Raw genomic sequence first — 15,763 nt, forward strand, 5'->3', positions numbered from 1 at the left:
CCGCCAGCCCACCCCCGGCGTCTTCGAATGGCGCACCCCCTCCGGCCACGCCTACCGCCGCGACATCACCGGCACCACCATCCCCATCCCGCCCGACACCTTCGACCCACCCACCTACTGACCAACGTCGGCAGGATGCCGCGACGGCACCCCGACGCCCGGCAAAGGAAGCGTCCCGAGGCCCGCCCGGCACACCGGCGCCCGGCGATCACCAGAACAACCGTGGCAACGGCGACCGCCTGGCTCAGGCGGCGCCGTCGTCCGGGCTCAGGGCACCCGGGCGACGACGAAGACCCGTCGGAAGGGCAGAACTGTCCCGTGCGGCCCGGAGGGATACGCCACGCGGAGCCGGCGGCGGAACTCCGCCTCGAAGCCCGGCCGCAGGTCATCCGGCAGGGCTTGCAGCGTGGGCCGGGCCCCAGTGCCGCTGACCCACGTGAACACCGGGTCCTCGCCGGTCAGCACGTGGAGATAGGTCGTCTCCCAGGCATCTACCGTGGAGCCCAGGTCCTGCAACCGTCGCAGGTACACGGCAGCACCGTGCGCGTCGGGCTCGGCGACTCCTCGCACATGATCGACGTACGGTTCCTCGGCGCCCATCTGACGGTAGATCTCATGGCTGGGCTCGGCGAAGTTGCCTGGCACCTGGAACGCGAACCAGCCGCCGGGAGCGAGGTGGCCGACCAGTCGGGGCAACAGCTCGAGGTGACCAGGAACCCACTGCAGGGCCGCGTTGGAGACGAGCACGTCGACCGGGGCGGGTGGCTCCCACGTCCGCAGGTCGCCGAGCTCCACCTGCACACCGGAACCGCCAGCCCTGGCGGCGGCGACCATGTCGGGCGAGGAGTCCACGCCCATGACCTCCGCGCCGGGCCACCGACGCGCGAGGAGCGAGGTGAGGTTCCCAGGTCCGCAGCCGAGGTCGACCACCAGCCGCGGGTCCGCCGCGTCCACGCGGGCGATCAGATCCAGGAAGGGCCGGCCGCGCTCGTCGGCATACGTCAGGTACCGGTCGGGGTCCCAGGTGTGCATCTGCCGAGGGCCGCGGTCACACGACGCCGTAGAGGCGGTCGCCCGCGTCACCCAGTCCCGGGACGATGTACTTGTGCTCGTTCAGGCGCTCGTCGACCGCGGCGGTCACGATCGTGACGTCCCCGCGTTCCCCGACCGCCTCGTCCAGCGTCCGGAGACCCTCCGGCGCGGCGAGCAGGCAGATCGCGGTGACGTCGCGCGCGCCCTTCTCCAGCAGGTAGTTGATCGCGGCGATGAGGGTGTGGCCCGTGGCGAGCATCGGGTCGAGGACGTAGCACTGACGCCCGGAGAGGTCCTCGGGCAACCGGTTGGCGTAGGTGATCGCCTCGTAGGTTGTCTCGTCGCGCTGCATGCCGAGGAACCCGACCTCGGCGGTCGGGAGCAGGCGCGTCATGCCCTCGAGCATGCCCAGCCCGGCACGGAGGATCGGCACGACGATGGGCCGCGGCGCTGCCAGGTGGATGCCCACGGTCGTCGCGACCGGCGTCTCGATCTGCACCTGCTCCACGCGCACGTCACGGGTGGCCTCGTAGGCCAGGAGGGTGACGAGCTCGTCGACGAGCAGCCGGAAGGTCGGGGACTCCGTGCTCTTGTCGCGCAGGACGGTGAGCTTGTGGGCGATCAGCGGGTGGTCCGCGACGTGCAGGCGCATGGCTTGAATCTATCGTCCACCGTGAGGGACGCGTCGGCGCAGCCGCCGCCCGCCGCGCCGGTCCCCGCCGGGGCGGTTGACATGATGACCCGGTGAGTACCACCCGTCCGCGCCGCCACGTCGTCGTCGACCCCGCCCTCGACGCCGCCATGGGGCAGTCGCTCGACCTCGCGCGCGACGCGCTGGGCAGCGGGGACGTGCCGGTCGGCGCCGTCGTCCTGGACCCCGGCGGCGCCGTCATCGGCCGGGGGCGGAACCGCCGGGAGGCCGACGGCGACCCCACCGCCCATGCCGAGGTCCTCGCCGTGCGGGAGGCCGCCGCGGCCCTGGGCACCTGGCGGCTGGAGGGCTGCACGCTCGTCGTCACGCTCGAGCCGTGCACGATGTGCGCCGGCGCGATCGTGCTGGCGCGCCTGGCCCGCGTGGTGCTCGGCGCCTGGGACCCCAAGGCCGGGGCCGCGGGATCGGTGCGCGACGTGCTGCGCGACTCCCGGCTCAACCACCGGGTGGAGGTCGTCGGCGGGGTGCGTGAGGAGGAGTGCGCCGCGCTGCTCCGGGACTTCTTCGGCGAACGGCGCTAGCTGGTCGCCACCGCCGGGGCCGCGAGGGCCCGACCGCTCGGTCAGTCGTTCGACCGCACGTGGTGCTCGGGAACACCGTCGCTGCAGCGGGCGGACAGCACGACGTCGTCCTCGTCGCTGGAGAACTCGACCTTGACCCGCTCCGGACCGGTGTCCCGGACGTCCACGCTCCAGCCGTCGCTGGGCGTCGCGTAAAGCAGAGCGATCTCGCCGGCGACGCACTCGGCCGCAACCCGGCCGGCGTCGGTCTCCCACGTCCGCGCCACGGCGGTCGGCGCGTCCGGTGAGCTCCCGACGGTCGGCGCTCGGGGCGCTGGGGAGGGCGGCGCGGGGGAGGGCAGTGGCCCCTGCGCGGCGAGGGCCGCCGACACCTCCGCACGCGTGAGCACGCCGGCCTCCCGGCTGTGCTCGCCGCCGATGGTCACGACCGCCAACCACGCCAGCGTGGTCGCCGCCGCGACCGCCAGTGCCCAGGCCAGGACGACGAGGCCCGGGACCATCCGCCGGCGGCGGCGCGGCGCGGCGGCGTCTGGCGTGGTGGCGACCGGCCGGGGCGTCATGGCGCGATGATGCCCCGACACCGGGCAAGCCGACGTTAAGACGAGAACAAGGTTCCCGAGGCCTGGCGAAGGCCGCGATCACTTGGCCCGCCCACCCGCCCACCCGCCCACCCGCCCACCCGCCGACCCGCCCGCCCGCCCGCCCGCCGGACGAGACGGCGGCGCGAACGGGGCCGCGGGGGTCGGCGACGGCCTACCGTCGATGCGTGGCCGATGTTCTGATCATCGAGGACGACGCGACGATCCGCACCGCCCTGGTCCGCGCCCTCGCGGCCCATCAGCACGCCACGACGACGTCGCCCACCGCCCTCGAGGGCCTCCAGCGACTCGTCGACCGACGCCCCGACCTCGTCCTCCTCGACCTCGGTCTGCCCGACCTCGACGGCGCCGCCCTGCTCGCGATGATCCGCGCCGTCTGCGATGTCCCGGTCATCGTCATCAGCGCCCGCGACGACGGCGCCGCCGTCGTCGCCCTGCTCGACGCCGGCGCGGACGACTACCTCGTCAAGCCCTTTGCCGCGGACCAGCTCGAGGCGAGGATCCGCGCGGTGCTGCGCCGGGCGGGACGCGTCGCCACCCCCGGACCTCTCACGGTGGGCGCCCTCGTCATCGACGCCCGCGCCCGCTCCGCCGTCCTCGAGGGGCGCCCGCTGGACCTCAGCCCCAAGGAGTTCGACCTCCTGCACTACCTGGCCGAGCGGGCCGGGGAGGTCGTCAGCAAGCGGGAGCTGCTCAGCCACGTGTGGAACCAGCCCTACGGCGGGGCCGACAAGACCGTCGACGTCCACCTGCACTGGCTGCGCCGCAAGCTCGGGGAGAGCGCGGAGGCCCCGCGCTATCTCCACCGCGTGCGGGGCGTCGGCGTCAAGCTCGTCGCGCCGACATGAGGTCGCTGCTCGTCCGCTACGGGCTCGCCATGACCTCGGTGGTGCTCGTGGCCTTCCTGGTTCCCCTCGGCCTCCTCGCCCGGTCCCTCGCGGAAGAGCGCGGGCTCGACGGCGGCCGGCAGGACGCGCAGAGCGTGGCGGTCTTCGCCGCCGGCAGCCAGGACGCCACGCAGCTCGAGGCTGCCGTCCTGGCCGTGAACGACGGCGCGCGACGCACCACCGTCTTCCTCCCCGACGGGCGGGTGGTGGGGGAACCGGCCGCGCCGTCGTCCGCCGTCGAGCTCGCCGGCCGGGGCCGGGCCCTGACGGCCCGCACCAACGGCGGCGTCGAGGTGCTCCTGCCCGTCGGCGGGCCGACCGGGGTGGCGGTGGTCCGCACCTTCGTCCCCGATGCCGCGCTCACCCAGGGCGTGCAGCGATCCTGGCTCCTCCTCGCCGGCGTCGGCGTCGTCCTCCTCGGCGCCACCGCGCTGGCCGGCGGGCTCATCGCCAGGCGCCTGTCCCGCTCGGTGCTGGAGCTCTCGGAGGTGGCCGACCGCCTCGGCAACGGCGATCTGTCTGCCCGCGTCGAGCCGTCCGGGCCGCCCGAGGTCGCCTCGGTGGGGCGGGTGCTCAACGGCCTGGGCGCCCGCGTCGCCGGGCTGCTCGCCGCCGAGCGGGAGGTCGTCGCCGACGTCTCGCACCGGCTGCGCACCCCGATCACCGCCCTCCGCCTCGACGTCGACCTGCTCGCCGACCGCAACGACCGCGAGCGGCTGGCCGGGCACGTGGACCACCTGGTCAGCGCCGTCGACGAGGTGATCCGCACGGCCCGGCAGGGCGTCCAGGACGCCCCGGCCGCCCGGTGCGACGCCGTCGCCGTCGCGCGGGAGCGGGCGCGGTTCTGGCGGCTGCTGGCCACCGACCAGGGGCGCGAGCTGCGGGTGGACGCGCCCGGCGAGGCGCTGATGGTCGGCCTCTCCGCGGCGGACCTCGGCGCCGGGCTGGATGCGCTGGTGGACAACGTCTTCACCCACACCCAGGACGGCACCGCCTTCGCCCTCGTCGTCACCGCGGCCCGGGACCTCGTCCGGGTGGCCGTGGAGGACCGCGGCGCGGGCTTCCCCATCGGCGACCTCGCCGCCCGGGGTCGCAGCGGCACGGGGTCCACCGGGCTCGGCCTCGACGTCGCCCGCACCACCGCCGAACGCGCCGGGGGGCGCCTCCTGCTCGAGCACCCGGCCACCGGGGCGCGGGTCGTCCTCGAGCTGCCTCGGCTGGCTTAACCGAGCCTTAGCGTCGCGTTGCCGCGCCGCTCACGTGGCAGCGGCGAGGGTGGGGCCACGTGCCGCCGCGCTGAGGAGGAGCCGTGAGCAGAAGCAGTCGCACCGTCCTCGCCGTCGCCACGCTCGCCGCGGTGGCCGGGGCCGGCGCCGTGACCCTGGAGCAGGCGGGCTGGTGGGACACCGGCGCCGCGACGACGTCGCACTCCTCGGCCCCGGCGCCCACGACGCCCACGACGGTCGAGCTGCGCGGTTCCGTCGAGACGTTGCTCGCCCAGGCCGCGGCGCTCAAGCGGTCAGGACCGGCGGGGACGACGGCGGGCCCCGGCGCTGCCGGCGGAAGGACCGGGCGGGCGGCGTCCGGGGGTGACGGCGACGACGGCGGGCGGGCGGCGTCCGCCGTCGGGACTCCGGACGCCCGCGACGCGGACACCCGCGGCGACGACGACGACCACGAGTCATGGCAGCACGACCGGCGGGAACGCGACGAGCACGACAGCCACCACGACGGCCACCGGCACCACCACGACCGGGACGAGGACGAGTCGGACGACTCCTGACGACGCCGCGGTCGGCTCGCCGGTCGGCACGCCGGCTCCCCGTGCCGAGACGCGCCGCGCCGTCGCCGCGGGCACACTGGGACCGTGATCCGGCGGCGCGCGATCGTCCACGGCCTCGTGCAGGGGGTGGGGTTCCGCTTCTCCTGCCAGGCGCAGGCCGAACGGCTGGGCTTGGGCGGGTTCGCCGTCAACCGCGACGACGGCACCGTCGAGGTCGTGGTGGAGGGCGACACGGTGGCCGTGGACCGCATGCTGGCCTGGCTCAACGACGGTCCGCGCGCCGCCCAGGTCACCCGGGTGGACGTCACGGTGGAGGAGCCGCAGGGGGAGGGCGGCTTCGACACCTTCTGAGCCCGTGGTGGGGGTGGAGGGTCCGCCCGCTCACCGATGAGGAGATCGTCTCGTCCGTACGTGACCTGGACGGTTGGGGAGCGGGGCACCATCGCCGCGTCGCTGGCGGGTGGTCTGAGCCCGCCGGGCGCCGGGCGAGCACAGCGCCTTGGGTCAGCGCCTTGGGCCAGCACCCCGGGCCAGCGCCTCAGGCCAGCGCCTGCGCCAACGCGCTGAGCGTCTCGGAGGTGCCGGCCTCGAGCTTGACCGTGGCGAGCGCGTCGCCTCGGGTGGCGCCGCGGTTGACGATGACCACCGGCTTGCCGGTCTTCGCGGCATGCCGGACGAAGCGCAGCCCGCTCATCACGGCGAGCGAGGAGCCGGCGACGAGCAGCGCCTCGCCCTCGTCGACGAGGTCGTACGCCGCCGCGACCCGTGGCTTGGGCACGTTCTCGCCGAAGTAGACGATGTGCGGCTTGAGCATCCCGCCGCACGCCTCGCACGCCGCCACACGGAAGCCCTCCGTGGACTCGATGACGGCGTCGGCGTCCGGGGCGATCTCGACGTCGGCCACCTCCGTGACGGACTCGAGGAAGCCGGGGTTGAGCGCGGTCAGCCGCTCGTGCATCCGCGCCCGGGAGATCACCCGACCGCAGCTCAGGCACACCACCTCGTTGTAGTGCCCGTGCAGGTCGATCACGCGCCGGGACCCGGCGGCCTCGTGGAGCAGGTCGACGTTCTGGGTGATGACGCCGACGACGACGCCGCCCGCCTCCAGCCGCGCCAGCGCCCGGTGCCCCGCGTTCGGTTCGGTGCGGCGCATGTGCCGCCAGCCCACGTGGTTGCGGGCCCAGTAGTGGCGCCGGAAGCGCGAGTCGCCGACGAACTGCTGGTAGGTGATCGGGTTGCGCGGCGGGGAGTCCGGTCCGCGGTAGTCCGGGATGCCGGAGTCGGTCGAGATGCCCGCGCCGGTGAGGACGGCGAGGCGGCGCCCCTCGAGGACGTCGAGGACGTCGTCGAGCACGGACGTGGCCGCCGGCGCGGACGTCCACGTCACCGCCGCGGGGGGCGCCGGCGCTGCGGGAAGGTCACGTCCGGTCACCCGGACAGGCTACGTTCTCGCCCCCCAGGCCGCTCCTATGATCGTGGGCATGCGCAGCATCGTGGTGGGAGCGGGAGCCTGGGGCCTGCCGGCGGCGGCCGAGCTGGCCGGGCGGGGGCACGAGGTGGTCCTGCTGGACCGGTACGGCGTCGGCAACCCGCTGAGCTCCTCCTCCGGGCCCACCCGGCTGTGGCGCTTGACCCACCCCGACCCGCTGCGGGTCCGCCTCGCCCGCCGCAGCGTCGACGCGATGGAGCGCCTGGCCGCCCGCAGCGGCCGGGAGGTCTTCCTGCGCCGCGGGCTGCTCTGGCGCGACGACGTCTCCCTCCCCGCCGTCACCTCGGCGCTCGCGGCCGAGGACGTCCCGCACGAGGTGATCGAGCCCGACGACGTCGCCCGCCTCTTCCCCGGCCTGCGCCCCGACGGGCGGCCGGCGGTGTGGCAGGCCGAGGCCGGTCCGGTGCTGGCCGCGGAGTCGCTGCGGGCCCAGGCCGAGCTGTTCGCGGCGGCGGGTGGCGAGCTGATCGTCGGCGCCGTCGTCCGCGAGGTGACCACGACCAGCCGCGGCGTGGCGGTGGCCTGCGAGGACGGCATCATCCTCGAGGCCGACACCGTGGTCCTGGCCCCCGGGCCGGGCGCCGGCCCGCTGCTCGCCGGCCTCGGCGTCGACCTGCCGCTGCGCCCCCGCCTCGAGCAGGTGGTCCACGTGGGCGACCCCGCCCACCCGCACGCGGCGGACGACCTCCCGTGCCTGTTCGACGGCCCGCGCGCCGAGGAGCCCGGGCTCTACGCCATGCCCACCCCGGGGGTGGGCTACAAGCTCGGCCTGGACCGGCACCTGCGCGACCTGCTCCCCGGTGACACCGACCGCACCCCGGACGCCGCGCTCGTCGAGGAGGTCGTCGCCCGCGTGCGCCGCGACCTCACCGCGCTCGCGCCCCAGGCCCTGGAGGCGCAGGTGTGCTCCTGGACCCTCTCGCCCGACGGCCGCTTCATCCTCGACACCCTGCCCGGCGGTGTCGTCGTCGCGTGCGGCGACAGCGGCGAGGGCTTCAAGTTCTCCGCCCTCATGGGCCCGATGCTCGCCGACCTGGCCGAGGGGCGCACCCCGGACGACGACGTCGCCAGCTTCTCGCTGGCCCGCTTCGCCGCCGGCGCCGAGATGCGCGAGCACGTGCTGGGTCGCTGAGCCCGCGCCTCGCTCAATGGCCGGGACCCGTGCAGGGCCGGCTCAGCGTGCCTGGCGGCGCCTCACCACAGCTGCGGGGCGTACGGCCGCGCCCACAGCGCGACCTGAAGGATGACCGCCTTGCGCCAGGCCTCCTGCATCGCGTCGACCTCGGCCGCGGGGCGCTCGCCCCGGGCGAGGAAGTCCCGGACGGTGAGGGTGATCGGGGAGATCAGCGCGATGAGGTAGCGCAGCGGCACGTGGTCGACCGAGGGGGCGTGGTCGGTCTTGTTCTTCTTCGCCGGGGTGTGGCGCTCGGCGATCTCCTCCTGGTAGGCGAGCCAGGCCTCGTCGTACGGCCGCAGGCAGGTGTCCTTAATCCACTGCCCGAAGCGGGGCCGCACCCGGTCGAGGTAGGTGGTGACCGGCTCTCCCTCGGGGCCGCCGAACGCCGCGACGAGCGGGGGGTTCGCGGCGACGAAGGCGTACCAGACGTCGAGGATCGCCTCGACCTGCTCCCCCAGCACCTCGCCCGCCCGCCGCAGGGCGGCCTCGTCCTCGGGCCCGAACAGCACCGCCGCCTTGAGGGCGTCGAGGTCGTCCTTGCCCACCGGTGAAGGGCCGACCCGGCCGTAGTCGTAACCCGCGATCGTCGTCTCACTCATGGTGTCCTCCCGCGTCCTCGTCAGGAGAATCCACGGTACGTCCGGAGGGGGTGGCGGCTGAAGGGCGAGTGGCGCGGGCCCCGCCCACGTGCCGGGCGCAGGCACGCGGGGCGTGCGCGGGGCGCGCCGGTGTGTCAACAATGGGCAGGGCCGAGGTCGCCGAGAACCCCGGGGTGAGCGATGAGCCGGTACGTCGTGGTGCTGGGCAAGGCGGTGCGCTCGGTCGCGCGGCTGCGGGGCGGCGGCACGGCGCTGCCCGGCCTGGTCGTCGAGAAGCTCGACCCGGGCTTCATGGGCCGCACCCTCGCGCAGCTGCCCCGCGGGGTCGCGGTGATCAGCGGCACCAACGGCAAGACGACCACGACGAAGATGGTCACCGAGCTGCTCGAGAGCCAGGGGCTGCGGGTGTTCACCAACCGCACCGGCAGCAACTACTCCCGGGGCGTCGTGGCGGCGCTCCTCGGCGCCGTGGACCGGCACGGCCGGCTCGACGCCGACGTCGCCGTCCTCGAGCTCGACGAGGCGCACGGCACCCGCTTCGTCCAGGAGGTCGCGCCGCGCTACACGCTGCTGCTCAACGTCATGCGCGACCAGCTCGACCGGTTCGGGGAGATCGACACCACCGCGCGGCTGCTCGAGCGCATCGCCGACGCCACCTCCGACACCGTCGTCCTGAACCGGGAGGACCCGCGCGTCGCCCACCTCGCCGCGCACCTGCCCACCACCACCCGGGCCCGGTACTTCGGCCTGAGCCGCAAGGTGCGCCCCACCTTCCCCTCCGACGACGACCTCTACGGCGCCGCGCCCGCCGTCGCCACTCCCGACCAGGCCGCCGACGTGACGCTGGACGACTTCGACGACACCGGGGACGGGGAGGTCGACCCGGCGGCCTCCTTCTCGGTCGCCGGCGCGACGTACCGCACCCGGCTGCACGTGCGCGGGGTGCACAACCTCGCCAACGCCGCCGCGGCGCTCGAGCTGGCCCGGGTCATCGCCGGCGACGGCGCCCCCGCCCCCCGGCTCGTCGAGGCGCTCGGCGCCGTCAGGCCGGCGTTCGGGCGCGGGGAGCAGCTGCTCGTCGACGGCCGCCCGCTGGAGCTGGTGCTGGTGAAGAACCCCGGCGGGTTCCGGCTGAGCCTGCGCTCCTTCCCCGCCGCCGGCCACGCGACGATGATCGCGATCAACGACCAGCACGCCGACGGCCGCGACACCAGCTGGCTCTGGGACGTCGACTTCACCAGCCTGCGCGACGAGGGCGTGCAGGAGGTCACGGGCATCCGCGCCTTCGACATGGCGCTGCGCCTGGCCTACGACGGCGTGCGGGTCGGCCACGTGACCAGCGACCTGTCCGGGGCGCTGCACCACCTGCTCGAGGCCAGCGGCGACCGGCCGATGCGGGTCTACTGCACCTACACCGCCATGCTGGCGCTGCGCCGTCGGCTCTCCGCCCTGACGACGGTGGAGGCGTTCGCATGACCCGCCCGGTGCGGGTGGTGTGGCTCTACGCCCGGGACATGAACGTCTACGGCGACCGGGGCAACGTCCTCACCCTCGCCCGACGGCTGGAGTGGCGCGGCTTCCCGGTGACGGTCACCGAGTACAACCCGGGCGACCCCTTCCCCGCCGACGCCGACCTGCTCGTCGGCGGGGGCGGGCAGGACTCCGGCCAGGACCGCATCCACGCCGACCTGCACGCGCTCGGCCCGCGGCTGGCCGAGCTGGCCGCGCGCGGCACCCCGATGCTCATGATCTGCGGGATGTACCAGCTCTTCGGCCGGTTCTTCCGCACCGGGGAGGGGCGGGTCATCGAGGGCCTGGGCCTGCTCGACCTCGAGACCCGCGCCGGGCCGCGGCGCCTCATCGGCAACGTGGTGGTGCGCCACCCCGACCTCGGCGACGTCGTCGGGTACGAGAACCACAGCGGCCAGACCTTCCTCGGCGACGGCGTGCGCCCGTTCGCCACGGTGGTGCGGGGGGCGGGCAACAACGGGCGCGACGGCACCGAGGGGGCGGTGCACCGCAACGTCATCGGCTCCTACCTCCACGGGCCGCTGCTGCCGAAGAACCCGGCGGTCGCCGACCTGCTCATCGAGCGGGCCGTCCACCGCGACCTCGAGCCGCTGGCGGGCACGGCCGACCGCTTCGCCGCGCTCTCGCGCCGGGTGGCGATGCGGCGCCCGCGCTGAGGGCGCCGGCGTCCCCGCGGCACGTCGCGTGACCCACGGCACGCGGCGCCGGTTTGGGAGGCCCGCCGACCGGCAGGTAGCATCACTCGGCGAGGTAGCGTGTCCGAGCGGCCTAAGGAGCACGCCTCGAAAGCGTGTGAGGTTAACAGCCTCCGTGGGTTCAAATCCCACCGCTACCGCCGGTGCGAACGGCCCGGTCCTGGGAAGTCCCAGGTCCGGGCCGTTCGCCGTTGGTGCCGTGCCTCAGAGGTGCGCCAGCGGGCGGCGCGGCGCCAGGTGGCCGCCCAGCAGCACCATCCCGGCCCCGGCGAGGACGACGGTGAGCAGGCCCACCCGCAGCCCCGCGGCGTCGGCCACCAGGCCGACCAGCGGCGGGGAGGCGAGGAAGCCGATGCGCAGCAGCCAGCTCACCACCGTCAGCCAGGCCCCGGGCGGCAGCCCGGGCAGCTCGTCGGCGGCGGCCATGGCGCCGGGGATGAGGGTGGCGACGCCCAGGCCCGCGAGGGCGAACCCGGCCAGGGTGGTGCCCACGCTCGGCACCGCGAGGGCCAGGCCCATGCCCAGCGCCACGGCCACGCCGCCCGCGCGCCCGACCGTGGCCTGGCCGAAGCGGTCGACGACGCGGTCGCCGGTGAGCCGGCCGACCGTCATGGCCACCGACAGTGCCACGAACCCGAGGCCGGCGGTCGCCGCGTCCGCGCCCAGCGACCCGGAGAGGTACACCGCGGCCCAGGAGCTGCCGGCGTCCTCCACCAGCGCCCCGCAGATCGCCAGGACGCCGAGGACGGCGAGGCCGGTCGCCGCCGTCCGGGAGACCCGGCGCCGGCCGCCGCCGGGCGTGGGCGCGGGCGCCTCGCGCTCGGCGTCCTCCGGGCCCGGCAGCATGAACCGCGCCGCCACCAGCGCCACGGCGCCGAACAGCACCGCGGAGACGCCCAGGTGCAGCGGCAGGGGCACCGCGAGCCCGGCGGCCGCGGCGCCCATGAGCCCGCCGGCCACCGCGCCGACGCTCCACAGGCCGTGGAAGGAGTTGACGATCGAGCGTCGGTAGAGCCGCTGGACGCGCAGCCCGTGGGCGTTCTGCGCGACGTCGACGATCGCGTCCACCCCGCCGGCGACGAAGAGGACGACGGCGAGGACGAGCGCCGTCGGCGCCACCGACACCGCCATCAGCGCCGCGGCGAGGACAACGATGCCCAGCGTCGCGACGCGGGAGGAGCGGAACCTGGCGATGAGGGCCCCGGCGAGCAGCCCGGCCACCAGCGCGCCGGCGGGGAAGGCGGCCAGCGCGGTGCCGTAGGCGGCGTTGCTCAGGCCGAGGTCGGCCTTGATCTGCGGGTAGCGCGGGATGAGGTTGGCGAACAGGGCGCCGTTGGTGAGGAAGACGGCGGCGACGGCGCCCCGGGCCCGCCGGACCTCCGGGGTCACGCCGCGCCCCGGGCGGCCGCGGCCCGCGCCCGCAGCAGCGCCTCGACGAACGCCGCGGCGGCGTCCTCGCCGTGGTGGCCGATCTCCAGGCGGGCCACGGCCTTGACCGGCGGGCGGGCGTTGGCCATGGCGACCGGCCAGCCGACCTGACCGAGCCACGGCACGTCGTTCTCGCCGTCGCCCAGGCCGGCGACGTGCTCGGGGGCGACGTCGAGGCGGCGGAGGATGGCCCGCAGCGCCACCCACTTGTCCGCGCCGGCGGGGCCGAGCTCGAAGACGTTGTCCATCGAGCGCACCGCCCGCGGGAAGGCCGCACGCACGGCGCCGTCGATCTCGTCGAGGCGCTCGGCGGCGCCGAAGAGCATCGCCTTGGTCACCCCCTCGCGGGGCAGGTCGGCCAGCGGCACCATGCGGGTCACCTCGTCGGGGTGGACGCCCACGAGGTAGGGGTAGGCGACGCTGCCCTCGGCCACCACCATGTCGGTGGCGGTGAACACCAGGGGCTCGACGGCGGCGGCGAGGCCGAACGCGACGACCGCCTCGACGTCGGCGGCCGTCATCACCGCCGTGTGCAGCGGCTCGGCCAGCCGCGTGTCGACGGCGACCGCGCCGTTGGAGGCGATGGCGAACCCGTCGACGCCCGCCCCGGCGAGGATCTCGGTGGCGGCGCCGACGATCCGGCCGGTGACGATGATCGGCTCGATCCCGGCCTCGTGCAGCGCCGCCAGCGCCCGCAGCGCCCGCGGGCTGACCCGGTGGTCGGCGCCCGCCAGGGTGCCGTCGACGTCGAACGCGATCGCGCGCACGCCCAGCAGCTCCCTGGGCAGCTCGGCGGGCAGGTCCATGCGGCACTCCTTGGTCGGCTCCGCCCACCGTATCGGGGCGGGCGCCCTCGCCATCCAGGTGGCGGCGGGGCGCGGGCACGACACAATCGGGCCCATGTGGACCGCCTACTGGACGACGTGGCCCGGAAACGGTGAGCTGCGGGCCGAGGCCGAGCGCGACCCCGGGCCCGGCGAGGCGATCGTGCGCACGCTGCGCTCGGGCGTCAGCCGCGGCACCGAGCTGCTCGTCCACCGCGGCGAGGTCCCGGCCGAGGTGGCCGCCACGATGCGCGCCCCGTTCCAGGTCGGCGACCTGCCCGGCCCGGTCAAGTACGGCTACCTCAGCGTCGGCGTCGTCGAGGCCGGCCCGACCGAGCTGGTCGGCCGGCGGGTGTTCTGCCTGCACCCCCACCAGGACCGCTACGTCGTGCCCGTCACCGCGCTGGTCCCGGTGCCCGACGACGTGCCCTCCGACCGCGCCGTCCTCGCCGGCACCGTGGAGACGGCCGTCAACGCCCTGTGGGACGCGGCGCCCCGGCTGGGGGACCGGGTGGCGGTCATCGGGGCCGGCATGGTGGGCGGGGCGGTGGCCGCGCTGCTGCGCACCTTCCCGCTCGGGCGCCTCGAGCTCGTCGACGTCAACCCCGCCCGCGCCGCCCTCGCCGACGCCCTCGGCGTCACCTGGCGGCGCCCCGACGACGCCGCGGGGGAGTGCGACCTGGTCATCCACTGCTCCGCCTCCGAGGCCGGGCTGGCCCGCGGCCTGGAGCTGCTCGGGGCGGAGGGCGAGCTCGTCGAGATGTCCTGGTACGGCACCCGCGCCCCGCGGGTGCCGCTGGGCGCCGCCTTCCACGCCCGGCGCCTGCGCATCCGCGCCAGCCAGGTGGGCGCAGTGGCCGCCGCCCGCCGGGCCCGCCGCACCCCGGCGGACCGGCTGGCGCTGGCGCTGGGGCTGCTCGCCGACCCCGCCTTCGACGCCTTCCTCACCGGGCGGGCCCCGTTCAGCCGGCTGCCAGCGACCATGGCCGCCCTGGCCGACGACCCGACCGCGCTGTGCCAGGTGGTCACCTACCCCGAAGGAGACTGATGTTCCGCCTCACCGTCCGCGACCACATCATGGTGGCCCACTCCCTGCCCCACCCGGCCTTCGGCCCCGCCCAGCAGCTCCACGGCGCCACGTTCGTCGTCGAGATGGCGATCTCGCGCGCGGAGCTGGGCCCGGAGCGCATCGTCATGGACATCGGGGAGGCCAACGGGCTGCTGCGCGACGCGCTGGCGGACCTCGACTACACCAACCTCGACGCCCACCCCGAGCTGACCGGGGTGCTCACCACCACCGAGACCCTCGCCCGCCTGGTGGCCGAGCGGGTGGCGGTCAAGCTGCCCGTGGGCGTGTACTCCCAGCTCGAGGTCACCCTGCGCGAGCACCCCGACGCGTGGGCGAGCTACACCCTCGACCTGCGCTAGTGCCTCCCTCTGCGCCGGCGCTGGTGACCTGGGCCGCCGAGGGGCCCAGCGGTGGCAACACCTACAACCGCGAGCTCGTGGCGGCGCTGCGCGAGCGTGGCGTGCCGGTCGAGGTCCGGGCCGTGCCCGGCCGCTGGCCCGAGCCCACGGCGGCGGACCGCGCCGCGCTGGCGGCCGCGCTCTCCGCCCCGGTCGCGCTCGCCGACGCCATCGTCGCGTGCGCCGCGCCGGCGGAGGTCGCCGCGGCCGTGGCGGCGGGGCGCACGGTGGCGGTGCTCCTGCACATGCTGCCCTCCGCCGAGGTCGGGCTCGCGCCGGCCGAGCGGGAGCGTCGCGTGCGCGACGAGCGCGCCGCGCTGGCGGCCGCCTCGGCGGTGGTGTGCCCCAGCGCCGTGGCCGCGGCCGAGGTCGCCCGCCGCTACGGGGTGGCGGCACGGGTCGCCCCGCCCGGCGCGCGGCCCGCGCCCCTCGCCGCCGGCTCGCGGCCGCCGCGCCTGCTCGCGCTCGCGGCGCTGACGGCCACGAAGGACCAGCTCACCCTCGTCCGCGCGCTGGCCCGGCTGCCCGACCTGGGCTGGACGGCGCGCCTGGTCGGCCCCACCGACGCCGATCCCGGGTACGCCGCCGCGGTGCGCGCCGAGCTCGCCGCCGCGGGGCTGACCGGGCGGGCAGTGGTGACCGGCCCCAAGGTCGGGGCCACCCTCGAGGCGGAGTGGGCCGCGGCGGACCTGCTCGTGCTGCCCTCGCGCACGGAGACCTTCGGCCTGGTGGTGCTCGAGGCGCTGGCGCACGGGGTGCCCGCCGTCGTCGGGGCCGGCACCGGGGCGGTCGAGGCGCTCGCGGCCGGCGCGGCCGGCGCGGAAGCGGGCAGCGCGGCGCCGGGCGCCGCGGTGCCCCCCGGAGATCCCGCGGCGCTGGCGTCCGCGCTGCGCGCCTGGCTGACCACGCCCGCCCTGCGCGAGGCGTGGGCCCACGCCGCCCGGGCGCGCCGGCCGCGCCTGCCCGGCTGGGACCTCACCGCCGCGCAGGTTCTCGGCGCGCTGGGCTGAACCGGCGGCT

At 76.0% G+C, this 15,763-nt stretch carries 18 protein-coding genes and 1 tRNA gene; 12 read left to right on the forward strand and 7 right to left on the reverse strand.

Features of this window, described 5'->3' with window-relative positions:
* Positions 1 to 267 precede the first annotated feature (267 nt).
* Both GD880_RS15500 and upp read right to left on the reverse strand, forming a co-directional pair.
* The gene (locus GD880_RS15500; RefSeq protein WP_152232528.1) at positions 268 to 1,032 is read right to left on the reverse strand and encodes a trans-aconitate 2-methyltransferase; all 765 of its coding nucleotides are present in this window, start codon (positions 1,030 to 1,032) and stop codon (positions 268 to 270) included.
* Between the two features lie 16 nt (positions 1,033 to 1,048).
* Positions 1,049 to 1,684, reverse strand: a complete 636-nt coding sequence (upp, locus tag GD880_RS15505; RefSeq protein WP_152232529.1) for a uracil phosphoribosyltransferase — start codon at positions 1,682 to 1,684, stop codon at positions 1,049 to 1,051.
* 149 nt (positions 1,685 to 1,833) lie between these two features.
* Here upp and tadA point away from each other — a divergent pair, with 149 nt between their 5' ends.
* Positions 1,834 to 2,265, forward strand: coding sequence for a tRNA adenosine(34) deaminase TadA (tadA, locus tag GD880_RS15510; protein ID WP_152232618.1), 432 nt, complete (start codon positions 1,834 to 1,836; stop codon positions 2,263 to 2,265).
* A gap of 41 nt (positions 2,266 to 2,306) precedes the next feature.
* Here tadA and GD880_RS15515 read toward each other — a convergent pair whose 3' ends face one another.
* A complete protein-coding gene (locus GD880_RS15515) occupies positions 2,307 to 2,825 on the reverse strand; it encodes a hypothetical protein (RefSeq protein ID WP_152232530.1) in 519 nt (172 codons plus the stop codon).
* A gap of 206 nt (positions 2,826 to 3,031) precedes the next feature.
* Between GD880_RS15515 and GD880_RS15520 the strand changes: the two genes are divergently transcribed.
* The 4 genes from GD880_RS15520 to GD880_RS15535 all read left to right on the forward strand — a co-directional run bounded on the left by GD880_RS15520 (position 3,032) and on the right by GD880_RS15535 (position 5,885).
* A complete protein-coding gene (locus GD880_RS15520) occupies positions 3,032 to 3,712 on the forward strand; it encodes a response regulator transcription factor (RefSeq protein WP_152232531.1) in 681 nt (226 codons plus the stop codon).
* Complete coding sequence (locus GD880_RS15525; protein ID WP_152232532.1) at positions 3,709 to 4,977, forward strand: sensor histidine kinase; 1,269 nt, start codon at positions 3,709 to 3,711, stop codon at positions 4,975 to 4,977. Before GD880_RS15520 ends, GD880_RS15525 begins: the two co-directional genes overlap by 4 nt.
* An 83-nt stretch (positions 4,978 to 5,060) precedes the next feature.
* Entirely contained in the window at positions 5,061 to 5,534 is a 474-nt protein-coding gene (locus GD880_RS15530; RefSeq protein WP_152232533.1) for a hypothetical protein, read from the forward strand.
* 84 nt (positions 5,535 to 5,618) lie between these two features.
* The gene (locus GD880_RS15535; protein ID WP_152232534.1) at positions 5,619 to 5,885 is read left to right on the forward strand and encodes an acylphosphatase; all 267 of its coding nucleotides are present in this window, start codon (positions 5,619 to 5,621) and stop codon (positions 5,883 to 5,885) included.
* A gap of 187 nt (positions 5,886 to 6,072) precedes the next feature.
* Here the strand turns inward: GD880_RS15535 and GD880_RS15540 are convergent, their stop codons facing one another.
* On the reverse strand, positions 6,073 to 6,921 hold the full coding sequence (locus tag GD880_RS15540; RefSeq protein WP_152232619.1) for an NAD-dependent protein deacetylase: 849 nt from the start codon (positions 6,919 to 6,921) through the stop codon (positions 6,073 to 6,075).
* A gap of 94 nt (positions 6,922 to 7,015) precedes the next feature.
* Between GD880_RS15540 and GD880_RS15545 the strand changes: the two genes are divergently transcribed.
* Positions 7,016 to 8,155, forward strand: coding sequence for an FAD-dependent oxidoreductase (locus GD880_RS15545; RefSeq protein ID WP_226909714.1), 1,140 nt, complete (start codon positions 7,016 to 7,018; stop codon positions 8,153 to 8,155).
* Between the two features lie 62 nt (positions 8,156 to 8,217).
* On the opposite strand, the gene GD880_RS15550 is transcribed toward GD880_RS15545, so the two are convergent.
* Entirely contained in the window at positions 8,218 to 8,799 is a 582-nt protein-coding gene (locus tag GD880_RS15550) for a protoglobin domain-containing protein (RefSeq protein WP_152232536.1), read from the reverse strand.
* A gap of 180 nt (positions 8,800 to 8,979) precedes the next feature.
* On the opposite strand from GD880_RS15550, the gene GD880_RS15555 reads away from it, so the two are divergent.
* The 3 genes from GD880_RS15555 to GD880_RS15565 all read left to right on the forward strand — a co-directional run bounded on the left by GD880_RS15555 (position 8,980) and on the right by GD880_RS15565 (position 11,164).
* On the forward strand, positions 8,980 to 10,275 hold the full coding sequence (locus GD880_RS15555; protein ID WP_152232537.1) for a Mur ligase family protein: 1,296 nt from the start codon (positions 8,980 to 8,982) through the stop codon (positions 10,273 to 10,275).
* A complete protein-coding gene (locus GD880_RS15560; protein ID WP_152232538.1) occupies positions 10,272 to 10,985 on the forward strand; it encodes a type 1 glutamine amidotransferase in 714 nt (237 codons plus the stop codon). Before GD880_RS15555 ends, GD880_RS15560 begins: the two co-directional genes overlap by 4 nt.
* Before the next feature lie 93 nt (positions 10,986 to 11,078).
* Positions 11,079 to 11,164, forward strand: a tRNA-Ser gene (locus tag GD880_RS15565).
* Between the two features lie 64 nt (positions 11,165 to 11,228).
* On the opposite strand, the gene GD880_RS15570 is transcribed toward GD880_RS15565, so the two are convergent.
* Both GD880_RS15570 and GD880_RS15575 read right to left on the reverse strand, forming a co-directional pair.
* Entirely contained in the window at positions 11,229 to 12,413 is a 1,185-nt protein-coding gene (locus GD880_RS15570; RefSeq protein ID WP_152232539.1) for an MFS transporter, read from the reverse strand.
* Positions 12,410 to 13,258 (reverse strand): HAD family hydrolase, encoded by an 849-nt coding sequence (locus GD880_RS15575; RefSeq protein WP_193314553.1) that lies wholly within the window; start codon positions 13,256 to 13,258, stop codon positions 12,410 to 12,412. The genes GD880_RS15570 and GD880_RS15575 overlap by 4 nt, the downstream gene beginning before the upstream one ends.
* A gap of 94 nt (positions 13,259 to 13,352) precedes the next feature.
* On the opposite strand from GD880_RS15575, the gene GD880_RS15580 reads away from it, so the two are divergent.
* Genes GD880_RS15580 through GD880_RS15590 form a run of 3 tightly spaced genes read left to right on the forward strand, consistent with a single transcriptional unit; the run spans position 13,353 to position 15,753 of the window.
* Positions 13,353 to 14,324 (forward strand): zinc-dependent alcohol dehydrogenase, encoded by a 972-nt coding sequence (locus GD880_RS15580; protein WP_152232541.1) that lies wholly within the window; start codon positions 13,353 to 13,355, stop codon positions 14,322 to 14,324.
* Positions 14,324 to 14,704, forward strand: a complete 381-nt coding sequence (locus GD880_RS15585) for a 6-pyruvoyl trahydropterin synthase family protein (RefSeq protein WP_152232542.1) — start codon at positions 14,324 to 14,326, stop codon at positions 14,702 to 14,704. Before GD880_RS15580 ends, GD880_RS15585 begins: the two co-directional genes overlap by 1 nt.
* Positions 14,704 to 15,753, forward strand: coding sequence for a glycosyltransferase (locus GD880_RS15590; RefSeq protein ID WP_226909715.1), 1,050 nt, complete (start codon positions 14,704 to 14,706; stop codon positions 15,751 to 15,753). The genes GD880_RS15585 and GD880_RS15590 overlap by 1 nt, the downstream gene beginning before the upstream one ends.
* The last annotated feature ends 10 nt before the right edge of the window (positions 15,754 to 15,763 follow it).

The organism is Georgenia ruanii (assembly GCF_009193175.1).
Taxonomy (GTDB): domain Bacteria; phylum Actinomycetota; class Actinomycetes; order Actinomycetales; family Actinomycetaceae; genus Georgenia; species Georgenia ruanii.

Coding starts and splice junctions, on each gene's coding strand:
- GD880_RS15500 (WP_152232528.1), bottom strand. CDS start 1,032: ATGCACACCTGGGACCCCGACCGGTACCTGACGTATGCCGACGAGCGC.
- upp (WP_152232529.1), bottom strand. CDS start 1,684: ATGCGCCTGCACGTCGCGGACCACCCGCTGATCGCCCACAAGCTCACC.
- tadA (WP_152232618.1), top strand. CDS start 1,834: ATGGGGCAGTCGCTCGACCTCGCGCGCGACGCGCTGGGCAGCGGGGAC.
- GD880_RS15515 (WP_152232530.1), bottom strand. CDS start 2,825: ATGACGCCCCGGCCGGTCGCCACCACGCCAGACGCCGCCGCGCCGCGC.
- GD880_RS15525 (WP_152232532.1), top strand. CDS start 3,709: ATGAGGTCGCTGCTCGTCCGCTACGGGCTCGCCATGACCTCGGTGGTG.
- GD880_RS15545 (WP_226909714.1), top strand. CDS start 7,016: ATGCGCAGCATCGTGGTGGGAGCGGGAGCCTGGGGCCTGCCGGCGGCG.
- GD880_RS15550 (WP_152232536.1), bottom strand. CDS start 8,799: ATGAGTGAGACGACGATCGCGGGTTACGACTACGGCCGGGTCGGCCCT.
- GD880_RS15555 (WP_152232537.1), top strand. CDS start 8,980: ATGAGCCGGTACGTCGTGGTGCTGGGCAAGGCGGTGCGCTCGGTCGCG.
- GD880_RS15560 (WP_152232538.1), top strand. CDS start 10,272: ATGACCCGCCCGGTGCGGGTGGTGTGGCTCTACGCCCGGGACATGAAC.
- GD880_RS15575 (WP_193314553.1), bottom strand. CDS start 13,258: ATGGACCTGCCCGCCGAGCTGCCCAGGGAGCTGCTGGGCGTGCGCGCG.
- GD880_RS15580 (WP_152232541.1), top strand. CDS start 13,353: ATGTGGACCGCCTACTGGACGACGTGGCCCGGAAACGGTGAGCTGCGG.
- GD880_RS15585 (WP_152232542.1), top strand. CDS start 14,324: ATGTTCCGCCTCACCGTCCGCGACCACATCATGGTGGCCCACTCCCTG.